Source organism: Pseudomonas sp. 32_A (assembly GCF_017490905.1).
Classification (GTDB): domain Bacteria; phylum Pseudomonadota; class Gammaproteobacteria; order Pseudomonadales; family Pseudomonadaceae; genus Aquipseudomonas; species Aquipseudomonas inefficax.
In genome coordinates, this window is sequence record NZ_JAFGYI010000009.1 from 128,581 (window position 1) to 140,061 (window position 11,481).

Genomic DNA, 11,481 nt, shown 5'->3' on the forward strand with positions numbered 1-11,481 from the left:
TACCATCAGGGCTCGGCGCTTCCATGGAAATTCCAGTGCCTATTTCCGGCAATACAAGAAGGCGGGCTTGGTAGCGTGAATCAACCCTTGGGTTCGTTCAGTAGCTTTCTGCGCTCGGCCTTGCTGATTCTATTGTGTCTATTGGGCGTATTTCCTCTGGATGTGATCCTGCCGTCATTCCCGGCGCTCGCAGACGAGTTTCGCGTCGAACCACAGCAGATAGCCTACTCGGTGAGCTTCTTTGCGTTTGGTGTCGCCTTGGCGCAATTGGTGATCGGCCGCGCCATTGGCGTTGATGGACAGCCTGGGGCTGACGCCCTATCAATTCTCGGTGGTGTTTATCGGCTATGGGCTTGCGTATATCGCTGGCGGAACAGCCGCGACCTATTTGAACAACCGCGTAAGCCCGCAGGTTCAGATCAAGACGGGATTCCTGCTCATAGCTGCCGGGGGCATCACGCTGTTGATCTGGGAGCAGGTAGCGGGATTGACGGTGGCGGGGCTGCTGCTGCCGATGATCATCTGCACGACCGGGACAACGCTGGTGCGCCCTGCTGCAACGACCCAGGCCTTGGCGCGTTACCCGCAGCAGGCCGGTGCGGCAGCGTCGCTCAACACGACCCTGCTGTTCGCAGGTGGTGGTTTGGCTGGCAGTCTTGTTGCTGGCATCGAAGGCGCGTTGCCGATGAGCCTGGGGCTTCTGTTCCTGGGTGCGGGTTTGTGTGGATGGCTACTGCTTGCATGCCTGACGGAAACGCCAACCAGCACTCGAATTTGATGCCAAAGGAGCTATCCGCAGTGAGAACGATAACGGCCTGGTGCTGATCAGGCCCAGATACCGAACAGCACCAACGCCGCCACGCCAAGCCCGACTGCAACCGAACACCCGCCAATCGACAGCGCTGCCCGACCTTGCCGGTACCAACCATCCTGGCCCAGTTGCCGTGCCGGTGCCAACAAGCTTCGCCAGTGCAGTTCCGTGTCATGAAACGCCTGCAAGTTCGCCATGTCCGCATCCAGCCAACGGCGGAAATCGATCCGCTCGCACGCCGTTACCTGTGGGCTCTGCAAGCGCACATACCATTGCCCGGCAACACTCGCCAGCACATCCCGGCGCGAGCGGCCGGCCTGCAGCGCCTGGTCCATGTGCCGCTCGATGCTCGCCAATGGCAGGTCGAGGCGGGCGGCGATGCTGGCGAAGTCCAGCTGGTCGAGGCGGTTGAGCAGGAACACTTGCTGTACGCGCCGTGGCAGGCGCTTCAGGGCGTGCAGCAGGGCGTCGTCGGCATGGTGTTCGGCAGCAGGGGTTGGGTGCTCAAGGGGCATCAGCAGACGGGTCATGGACAGCTCCTTGCTCTATAAGGGGGAGGGATGGGGGCATCTTCCGTGATGCGTGATCAGCGTAGGTTAAACGAGATTGGTTCTCAAGTGCTGATTCCGCAAAGTTTTGTAATGAGCGTTCACGCCCTGAAACACCTTTGCTATCATGCGCGCCATCACGATCTTCATTAGCCTGAAGAGCCAAAAAAAAGACCCAGCAAAAAGCCGGGTCAAAAACCGTGATTAGCCTGATGAGGAGATAATCTGAGAGCGACCTAAGCTCCAGGTTATCCAGCAGATCTCGCGATCAGCTGAGTGCAATAATAATCGTTATCATTTGCCAGTCAAATGAATTTTCGCTAATCCGGTAAAAAAAATTTACCGGTGCGCTTCCTTGTCCCGGCAATCGGGGCCTTTGCCGTTACCTGGCCATCACGTTCTCTCCCTTCTTTCCTGCTTACGAACCCGAACCCACCGAGCGGTTGTGCTCGAGCAGTGCGCGTGCCATGTCCATCATGTGCATCAGCGCGAAGGTCAGCTCGCGCTGGCTACCGTGCTGGTGGGTGGCGGTTTCCTGCGCGGTGGCGGCGGCGCAGCGCAGCAGGGCGATGGCATGCTCCTGGGCCTGGTCTTTGGTTACCCCCTCGTGCAGGGTCCAGATCCTGTTCTCCTGAGTGGGGCGCGGCGGGTTGGGGTTGAGGTAGTAGTCGAGGGCGCGGCGGGCGGCTTCGCTGTCGAGATCTGTTTCGTCGTTTTTCGGTGGTTTCATCGCGATACCTTCTGATTTCCCTTCAAACACACAGGAATCAGAGGATAGGTCAGTCTGTACTATCTATCTAAAAATAAATAATTCATATTGTGTATTGCTGCGATTAATACAGTCCGTATTGTTGCCGCTCATGGAAAACTGGAACGCATTTCTCAAGCGCTACAAGCGCGAACACAATCTCAGCCAGCTCAAGCTGGCCGAACGCCTGGGCATGACTCAGGGGGGCGTGGGGCATTGGCTGCGTGGTACGCGGCGGCCGACGCTGGAAACCATCAACGAAAAGCTCGAAAAACTTGGGCTGGTGTTTCTGGAAGCCCAAGTCATGGTGGTGGAGCGCGATATCGTGCGCGAATCGCCTGGTCACTATGCGGCCGAGCAGCCGGTTTCGGCAGAGGCATTGCTTTACGCGAGCTTCCGCTTTCCGGTGCTGAGTTGGGCTGACTTGCAGGGAACTTTGCCAGAAACAAGCAAGGCCCACGAGCAGACTGACTACATGCCCGCCGGCAATGCGTTCTGGCTAGTGGTGGAAAACGACTCGATGAATGCCGCCAGTGGCAGGAGCATACCTGAGGGTATGCGTGTGCTGGTGGATACTGGCCTGCCGGCTGAGCCAGGCCGGTTGGTAATTGCTCGGCAGCCCGGGCGGCCGGCAGTGTTGCGGCAGTTGGTCGAGGAGGGCGGAGACAGGATGCTCAAACCGCTGAATACGCGTTATCCGACAGTCCTGTGTGAAGACGGCTGCGAATTTCTGGGTGTAGTTGTGCGGGGACATGAGATCTTCTAGCTTGCCGGGGGCTGCTGTGCAGCTCTGTTGCGACACAAGGCCGCTCCTACAGCGGCCGCACCGGGTTCGATCGGGAGGCGCGCCTTTGCAGGAGGCTGATGGCAGCGATGAATATGGATAGATGGATTGCCCTGGTTCGTCACCGGATGGAAGAGCTGGGGCTCACTCAAGAACAGCTGGCCGAGCGTGTTGGCGTGTCACAAGGCAGCGTGGGGCATTGGGTGAACAAGCGGCGACAGCCGAAGATCGAGTCGATGAATCGCACGCTCGTCGAGATTGGCATGCCCCATTACAGCGTCAGCTTGCACCTGCGCATTCAGGGGCAGGACGGGGAGCGGAGCGTTTACGATGTGGATGGCACCGATGACGATCTGGACCTCATGCAATACATCGTGTGTTTCCGCTACCCGGTGCTGGGTTGGGATGAGCTGGGTGTTGCAGATGTCACGGAGCCTGGCGTATTCGAGCAGACGGACTATCTGGCCCTGGGCAAGGCGTTCTGGCTGACCGTGGAAAACGATGCCATGAGTGCCGTCAGTGGCCGCAGTGTGCCGCAAGGTATGCGGATGTTGGTGGACCCTGGCTTAGAAGCCGAACCAGGGCATTTGGTTATCGCCCGTCAGCCGGGCAAACCGGCGATTTTCCGTGAATTGGTGGAGGAAGGTGGGCAGCGGTACCTGAAGGCATTGAACAGCAACTATCCGGCGCTGCTGTGTGAGGACGGCTGCGAGTTTCTGGGTGTGGTCGTGCGAGTGCATGGCTCCTTCTAGATTGCCGGGGCTGCTGCGCAGCCCATCGCGACACAAGGCCGCTCCTACAGAGGATCGCGCCGGGTTTGATGCCAAGCGCGGACCCTTGTAGGAGCGGCCTTGTGTCGCGAAAGGGCCGCACAGCGGCCCCCAGGACCCTTACTCCGCCAGTTCGACCAGCACCGTCCCTTCGCTGACCATATCGCCTTCCTGGCAGAACAACGCCTTCACCGTGCCGCCATGCGGCGCGCGAATGCTGTGCTCCATCTTCATGGCCTCCAGCACTACCAGCGCCGTACCTGCTTCCACCACTTGCCCGGGCTCTACCAGCACGCGCACGATGCTGCCGTTCATGGGCGCGCCCAGGCCGCCCTGGTGGCTGTGGCTGGCCTCGGCCTCGGCAATCGGGTCGAAGGCTTCGATGGCATGCATCTCGCCATCCCACTGCAAGTACAACGTGCCACCGCGGCGGATCGCCAGATGCTGGCGACGCACGCCCGCCTGGTCATGAACCAACTGCTCGCCCACCAGTTGCCAGGTAGACGCAGCGCTGCGCTCCAGGGCAACCGCCTGGTCCTGCCCGCCACTCACCAGGTGCAGGGTGCTGCGCGAAGGCAGGCCCAGGCGCAGGCCGTTGCGTTCGGCCCACGGCGAACTGTGGTCGTCGCTCCGCTGATATGCGGCCTGGCCCTGCAACCAGGCCTCGGCCGCCGCTTCCCAGAAGCCTGCTGGCAGCGCTTGAGGCGCGGGCAGCAAAACCTCCTGGTGACGCGGAATGAAGCCGGTATCCAGTTCGGCTGCAGCAAACGCCGGGTGGGCGAGAATGCGCCGCAGGAAGGCGATGTTGGTCTTCAGCCCGCCAATGGCAAACTCGTCGAGCATGGCCAGCAAGCGCAGGCGCGCCTGCTCGCGGTCTTCGCCCCAGGCGATCAGCTTGCCCAGCATCGGGTCGTAGAACGGCGACACCACATCGCCTTCGCTGACCCCGCTGTCCACCCGTCGCCCTTCGCCGGCTGCCGACTCGCGGTACAGCGTCAGCTTGCCGGTCGCCGGCAGGAATTCGTTCGCTGGGTCCTCGGCATACAGGCGCACTTCGATGGCATGGCCGATCAGCGGCACCTGCTCCTGGGTGATCGGCAGGGCCTCGCCGCAGGCCACGCGAATCTGCCAGGCCACCAGGTCGAGCCCGGTAATGGCCTCGGTGACTGGGTGCTCCACCTGCAGGCGGGTGTTCATCTCCATGAAGAAGAACTCGCCACGGGCATCGAGCAGGAACTCCACGGTGCCGGCGCCCACGTAGCCGATGGCCTGGGCCGCGCGCACTGCCGCCTCACCCATGGCCCGGCGCAATTCGGCTGACAGGCCTGGCGCAGGGGCTTCTTCCACCACCTTCTGGTGACGGCGCTGAATCGAACAGTCACGCTCGTTGAGGTACAGGCAGTTGCCGTGCTGGTCGGCGAATACCTGGATTTCCACATGGCGCGGCTTGAGCACGTACTTTTCCACCAGCATGCGCGCATCGCCGAACGACGACTGCGCCTCACGCTGGGCCGAGGCCAGGGCGTCGGCCAGCTGGCTTTCCTCCTCGACCACTTTCATGCCCTTGCCACCGCCGCCGGCGCTGGCCTTGAGCAGCACCGGGTAGCCGATGCGTTCGGCGGCGGTGCGGAAGGTGTCCAGGTCCTGAGCCTCGCCGTGGTAGCCCGGCACCAGCGGCACGCCAGCGGCTTCCATCAGTGCCTTGGCCGCCGACTTGCTGCCCATGGCGTCGATGGCGCTGGCCGGTGGGCCGAGGAAGATAAGCCCGGCCTCTTCGATGGCGCGTGCGAAGCCTGCGTTCTCGGACAGGAAACCATAGCCCGGGTGGATGGCCTGGGCGCCGCTGGCCTTGGCTGCGGCCAGCAGCTTGTCGACCAGCAGGTAGCTTTCGGCAGCCTTGGTGCCGCCGAGGTCGACGCGGGTATCGGCCTCGCGGCTGTGCCGGGCATCACGGTCGGTGGCGCTGTGTACGGCCACGGTGGTCAGGCCCATGGCCTTGGCGGTGCGCATTACCCGGCAGGCGATTTCGCCGCGGTTGGCGACCAGCAGGGTGGTCAAAGCGGGGCGGCTCATGGGCGCGGCTCCTTCTTGTCGTCGGTTTGCCACGCGGGGCGGCGTTTTTCCAGGAAGGCGCGCAGGCCCTCCTGGCCTTCGGCGCTGACGCGGATGCGGGCGATGGTGTTTTCGCAATAGCGGCGCAGGGCTGGGCTGAGTTCGCCGTCGTCCACCTCACGCAGCAGGTCCTTGGTGGCGCGCAGCGCTTGCGGGCTGTTCTGCAGCAGGTTGTTCACCCAGGCTTCGACCTGGGTGTCCAGTTCGCTGGCCGGGTATACCTCGGCCAGCAAGCCCAGCTCGCGGGCCCGCACGCCGCTGAAACGCTCGGCGGTAAGGGCATAGCGGCGCGCGGCGCGCTCGCCGATGGCCTTGACCACGAACGGGCTGATTACCGCCGGGGCCAGGCCTATGCGCACTTCCGACAGGCACAGCTGGGCATCTTCGGCCCCAATGGCCATGTCGCAGCAGCTGATCAGGCCCAGCGCGCCGCCAAAGGCCGCGCCTTGCACCACGGCCAGGGTCGGTGCCTTGAGGCGGTGCAGGGCGTACATCAGCTCGCCCAGCTCGCGGGCGTCATCCAGGTTGGTGTTGAAGTCCAGCTGCGCCGACTGCTGCATCCAGGCCAGGTCGGCGCCGGCGCTGAAGTGCCGGCCGCGGCCGCGCAGCAGCACGAAGCGCAGGCTGGGGTCCTCGGCCAGCTGGTCGAGGGCGACGATCAGTTCGCGGATCATCTGCGCGTTGAAGGCGTTGTTCTTGTCCTCGCGGCTCAGCCACAGGGTGGCGAAGCCGCGCGGGTCGCGGATCACTTCGAGGGTGCTGAAATCGCTCATGGGTCACATCCGGAAAATGCCGAAGCGGCTCTGTTCGATCGGGGCGTTCAGCGCGGCGGACAACGCCAGGCCGAGCACGTCGCGGGTCTGCGCCGGGTCGATGACACCGTCGTCCCACAGGCGGGCGCTGGAGTAGTAGGGGTGACCCTGGTGCTCGTACTGGTCAAGGATCGGCTGCTTGAGCCGGGCTTCGTCTTCGGCGCTGAACGGGTGACCACTGCGTTCGCTCTGTTCGCGCTTGACCTGGGCCAGCACGCCGGCGGCCTGTTCGGCCCCCATCACGCCAATCCGTGCGTTGGGCCACATCCACAGGAAGCGCGGGTCGTAGGCCCGGCCGCACATGCCATAGTTGCCGGCGCCGAAGCTGCCACCGATGATCACCGTGAACTTCGGCACCTGGGCGCAGGCCACGGCGGTGACCAGCTTGGCGCCGTGCTTGGCGATGCCGCCTTCTTCGTACTTCTTGCCGACCATGAAACCGGTGATGTTCTGCAGGAACAGCAGCGGGATGCCGCGCTGGCAGGCCAGTTCGATGAAGTGCGCGCCTTTTTGCGCGGCCTCGGCGAACAGGATGCCGTTGTTGGCCAGGATCGCCACCGGGTAGCCGTGCAGGTGGGCGAAGCCGCACACCAGGGTGGTACCGAACAGCGCCTTGAACTCGTCGAACACCGAGCCGTCGACCAGGCGCGCGATTACCTCGCGCACATCGAACGGTTGCTTGGCATCGGCCGGCACCACGCCATACAGCTCATCGGCGGCATACAGCGGTGCCACCGGGGCCAGGCGTTGCAGCTTGCCCAGCTTGTGCCAGTTGAGGTTGGCCACGCTGCGGCGGGCCAGGGCCAGGGCGTGTTCGTCGTTGTCGGCATAGTGGTCGGCCACGCCGCTGGTGCGGCAGTGCACATCGGCGCCGCCGAGGTCTTCGGCGCTCACCACCTCACCGGTGGCGGCCTTTACCAGTGGGGGGCCGGCAAGGAAGATGGTCGCTTGCTGGCGCACCATGATCGCTTCGTCGGCCATCGCGGGCACGTAGGCACCGCCGGCGGTGCACGAGCCCATCACCACGGCAATCTGCGGAATGCCCAGTGCGCTCATGTTGGCCTGGTTGAAGAAGATACGCCCGAAGTGCTCGCGGTCGGGGAACACTTCGTCCTGGCGTGGCAGGTTGGCGCCGCCGGAGTCCACCAGGTAGATGCACGGCAGGCGATTCTGCAGGGCGATGGTCTGTGCACGCAGGTGCTTCTTTACGGTCAGCGGGTAGTAGGAACCGCCTTTGACCGTGGCGTCGTTGGCCACGATCATGCATTCCACGCCTTCGACGCGGCCGATGCCGGCGATCACGCCCGCAGCGGGTACGTCTTCGCCATACACCTCATGGGCAGCCAGCTGGCCGATTTCGAGGAACGGCGAGCCCGGGTCCAGCAGGCGGTCGATACGCTCGCGTGGCAACAGCTTGCCACGCGAAGTGTGCCGCTCCTGAGCCTTGGGCCCACCGCCCTGGGCCACCTGGGCGAGCAGGCCGCGCAGGGCCTGGACCTGTTCGAGCATGGCCGCGCTGTTGCTGGCGAACTCTGCTGAACGCGGGTTGATCTGGGTGTGCAAGGTAGCCATGTGCGCCCGTCCCTTGTGCTCAGCGGGTTTCGTTGAACAGTTCGCGGCCAATCAGCATCCGGCGGATTTCGCTGGTGCCGGCACCGATCTCGTACAGCTTGGCGTCGCGCAGCAGGCGGCCTGCCGGGAATTCGTTGATATAGCCGTTGCCGCCAAGAATCTGGATTGCCTCCAGGGCCATTTGCGTGGCGCGTTCGGCGGTGTACAGGATCACCCCGGCGGCGTCCTTGCGGGTGGTCTCGCCACGGTCGCAGGCCTGCGCCACGGCATACAGGTAGGCGCGGCTGGCGTTGAGCTGGGTGTACATGTCGGCGATCTTGCCCTGGATCAGCTGGAATTCGCCGATGCTCTGGCCGAACTGCTTGCGGTCGTGGATGTACGGCACCACCAGGTCCATGCAGCTTTGCATGATGCCGGTCGGGCCGCCGGACAGCACCACACGCTCGTAGTCCAGGCCGCTCATCAGCACGCGCACGCCACCGTTGAGCTGGCCGAGGATGTTTTCTTCCGGCACTTCGACGCCGTCGAAGAACAGCTCGCAGGTGTTGGAGCCACGCATGCCCAGCTTGTCGAACTTGTTGCTGCGGCTGAAGCCTTTCCAGTCACGCTCGACGATGAACGCGGTGATACCGTGCGCGCCCTTTTCCAGGTCGGTCTTGGCGTAGATCACGTAGGTGTTGGCGTCCGGGCCGTTGGTGATCCAGGTCTTGCTGCCGTTGAGCACGTAGTGGTCGCCGCGCTTTTCCGCGCGCAGTTTCATCGACACCACGTCGGAACCGGCATTGGGCTCGCTCATGGCCAAGGCGCCGATGTGCTCGCCGCTGATCAGCTTGGGCAGGTACTTGAGCTTCTGCTCGTGGCTGCCGTTGCGGTTGATCTGGTTGACGCAGAGGTTGGAGTGGGCGCCGTAGGACAGGGCTACCGAGGCCGAGCCACGGCTGATTTCTTCCATCGACACCACGTGGGCCAGGTAGCCCAGGCCGGCACCGCCGTATTCTTCCGGCACGGTGATGCCCAGCAGGCCCATGTCGCCGAACTTGCGCCACATGTCGGCGGGGAACAGGTTGTCGTGGTCGATTTGCGCGGCACGCGGGGCCAGTTCGGCCGCGACGAAGGTGCGCACCTGGTCGCGGAGCATGTCGATGGTTTCGCCCAGGGCGAAGTTCAGGGTGGGGTAATGCATGCTGGGGCACCTTGTTGTTCTTGAAATTGGGTAACACCGTAGCTCAACGGCTATCACCGGCCCTGTGGGAGCGGGTTTACCCGCGAATGCGTCAGCAGGGCCACCGTCATTGCCTGATGATCGCATTCGCGGGTGAACCCGCTCCCACAGGGTCGGTGGTACGCCGGCAAACCAGATGTCGTTTTCACCTTTACGTTAACGTAAACCTGCGCGCATCCACTGTCAATCGGCTCATCACCTTTACGTAAACGTAAATCTGCGCCAGAGTATCCCCGCTTGCTTCAGTCGTGCCCAGAACAACCACAAGAAGGGACACCCATGAGTCAACCAAGCTATACCCGCGGTCGCCAGGACCAAGCCTTGCTCACCCAGACCATCGGCCAGGCCTTCGATGCCACGGTGGCCCGCTACGCCGACGGCGAGGCCCTGGTGTCGCGTCATCAGGGCTTGCGCTACAGCTGGCGGCAACTGGCCGAGCAGGTCGAAGTGCATGCTCGTGCCCTGATGGCCCTGGGCGTGAACACCGGCGATCGGATCGGCATCTGGTCGCCCAACTGCGCCCAGTGGTGCATCCTGCAGCTGGCCAGCGCCAAGGTCGGCGCGATTCTGGTCAACATCAACCCGGCCTACCGCGTGGGCGAGCTGGAATACGTGCTGCGCCAGTCCGGATGCCGCTGGCTGGTGTGTGCCGATGCCTTCAAGACGTCCGACTACCACGCCATGGTCCAGGAACTGGCACCGGAGCTGGCCAGTGCCACCCCGGGTGAAATGGCCAGTGAACGCCTGCCCGACCTGCGTGGTGTGGTCAGCCTGGCCGCCAACCCGCCGGCAGGCTTTTTGCCTTGGCAGGCGCTGGCCGAGCGGGCAGGGCAGATCTCGACCGAGGCCTATGCGACGCGCCAGCAAAGCCTGCAGTTCGACCAGCCGGTGAACATCCAGTACACCTCCGGCACCACCGGCGCGCCGAAGGGCGCCACGCTCAGCCACTACAACATCCTCAACAACGGCTTCATGGTCGGCGAAAGCCTGGGCCTGGGCGCACGCGACCGCATGGTGATCCCGGTGCCGTTGTACCACTGCTTCGGCATGGTCATGGCCAACCTCGGTTGCATCACCCACGGCAGCACGATGATCTACCCCAACGACGCCTTCGACGCCGAGCTCACCCTGCGCGCCGTGGCCGAAGAGCGCGCGAGCATTCTCTATGGCGTGCCAACCATGTTCATCGCCATGCTCGACCACCCCGCGCGCGCGCAAATGGATTTGTCGACCCTGCGCAGCGGCATCATGGCTGGCGCCACCTGCCCGATCGAGGTGATGCGCCGGGTCATCGACCAGATGCACATGGCCGAAGTGCAGATCGCCTATGGCATGACCGAAACCAGCCCGGTGTCGCTGCAGACCGGCCCGGACGACCACCTGGAACTGCGCGTGACCACCGTCGGCCGTACCCAGCCGCAGCTGGAGAACAAGCTGGTGGATGCCGACGGCTGCATCGTCCCGCGCGGCGAGATCGGCGAGCTGTGCACTCGCGGCTACAGCGTGATGCTCGGCTACTGGGACAACCCCCAGGCCACCGCGGATGCCATCGACCCGGCCGGCTGGATGCATTCGGGCGACCTGGCGGTGATGGACGAGCATGGCTATGTGCGCATTGTCGGGCGCAACAAGGACATGATCATTCGTGGCGGCGAGAACATCTACCCGCGGGAACTGGAAGAGTTCTTCTACACCCACCCAGCGGTGGCCGATGCGCAAGTGATCGGCATCCCGTGCAGCCGTTATGGCGAGGAGATCGTCGCCTGGATAAAGCTGCACCCTGGGCACAGTGCCACGGTCGAGGAGCTGCAGGGCTGGTGCAAGGCGCGCATTGCCCATTTCAAGGTGCCGCGGCATATCCGCTTCGTCGACGAGTACCCGATGACGGTGACCGGCAAGGTGCAGAAGTTCCGCATGCGGGAGATCAGTGTGGCCGAGATCGCGGCGGTTACTGCTGGTTGATGCATTGGCTGTTCCGGCCTCTTCGCGGGTAAACCCGCTCCCACAGGGACAGCGCCAAACTCGAACACGGCGCTGTACCTGTGGGAGCGGGTTTACCCGCGAAGAGGCCGGAACAGCCAATGCATCAACCAGCAGTAACC

General features: G+C 63.7%; 9 protein-coding genes and 1 pseudogene. 4 read left to right on the plus strand and 6 right to left on the minus strand.

Features of this window, described 5'->3' with window-relative positions; all coding sequences use genetic code 11:
• Positions 1–75 precede the first annotated feature (75 nt).
• Positions 76–778, plus strand: a pseudogene (locus J5M58_RS08170) (hypothetical protein).
• Between the two features lie 47 nt (positions 779–825).
• Here J5M58_RS08170 and J5M58_RS08175 read toward each other — a convergent pair.
• Both J5M58_RS08175 and J5M58_RS08180 read right to left on the minus strand, forming a co-directional pair.
• Positions 826–1,341, minus strand: a complete 516-nt coding sequence (locus tag J5M58_RS08175) for a DUF4880 domain-containing protein (RefSeq protein WP_207877803.1) — start codon at positions 1,339–1,341, stop codon at positions 826–828.
• Positions 1,342–1,777: 436 nt separating this feature from the next.
• Positions 1,778–2,089 (minus strand): hypothetical protein, encoded by a 312-nt coding sequence (locus tag J5M58_RS08180; protein WP_112252873.1) that lies wholly within the window; start codon positions 2,087–2,089, stop codon positions 1,778–1,780.
• A 130-nt stretch (positions 2,090–2,219) separates the two neighbouring features.
• On the opposite strand from J5M58_RS08180, the gene J5M58_RS08185 reads away from it, so the two are divergent.
• Positions 2,220–2,873 (plus strand): LexA family transcriptional regulator, encoded by a 654-nt coding sequence (locus tag J5M58_RS08185; protein WP_112252872.1) that lies wholly within the window; start codon positions 2,220–2,222, stop codon positions 2,871–2,873.
• Between the two features lie 98 nt (positions 2,874–2,971).
• Positions 2,972–3,643 (plus strand): LexA family transcriptional regulator, encoded by a 672-nt coding sequence (locus tag J5M58_RS08190; protein ID WP_306795236.1) that lies wholly within the window; start codon positions 2,972–2,974, stop codon positions 3,641–3,643.
• Between the two features lie 138 nt (positions 3,644–3,781).
• Here the strand turns inward: J5M58_RS08190 and J5M58_RS08195 are convergent, their stop codons facing one another.
• The 4 genes from J5M58_RS08195 to J5M58_RS08210 are packed head-to-tail and all read right to left on the minus strand — an operon-like array spanning position 3,782 to position 9,340.
• A complete protein-coding gene (locus J5M58_RS08195; RefSeq protein ID WP_207877804.1) occupies positions 3,782–5,734 on the minus strand; it encodes an acetyl/propionyl/methylcrotonyl-CoA carboxylase subunit alpha in 1,953 nt (650 codons plus the stop codon).
• Positions 5,731–6,546 (minus strand): gamma-carboxygeranoyl-CoA hydratase, encoded by an 816-nt coding sequence (locus tag J5M58_RS08200; protein WP_112252869.1) that lies wholly within the window; start codon positions 6,544–6,546, stop codon positions 5,731–5,733. Before J5M58_RS08200 ends, J5M58_RS08195 begins: the two co-directional genes overlap by 4 nt.
• Positions 6,547–6,549: 3 nt before the next feature.
• The gene (locus J5M58_RS08205; RefSeq protein ID WP_046615628.1) at positions 6,550–8,157 is read right to left on the minus strand and encodes a carboxyl transferase domain-containing protein; all 1,608 of its coding nucleotides are present in this window, start codon (positions 8,155–8,157) and stop codon (positions 6,550–6,552) included.
• A gap of 19 nt (positions 8,158–8,176) precedes the next feature.
• Positions 8,177–9,340, minus strand: a complete 1,164-nt coding sequence (locus J5M58_RS08210; protein ID WP_013973339.1) for an isovaleryl-CoA dehydrogenase — start codon at positions 9,338–9,340, stop codon at positions 8,177–8,179.
• 318 nt (positions 9,341–9,658) lie between these two features.
• Between J5M58_RS08210 and J5M58_RS08215 the strand changes: the two genes are divergently transcribed.
• The gene (locus J5M58_RS08215; RefSeq protein ID WP_207877806.1) at positions 9,659–11,341 is read left to right on the plus strand and encodes an AMP-binding protein; all 1,683 of its coding nucleotides are present in this window, start codon (positions 9,659–9,661) and stop codon (positions 11,339–11,341) included.
• The last annotated feature ends 140 nt before the right edge of the window (positions 11,342–11,481 follow it).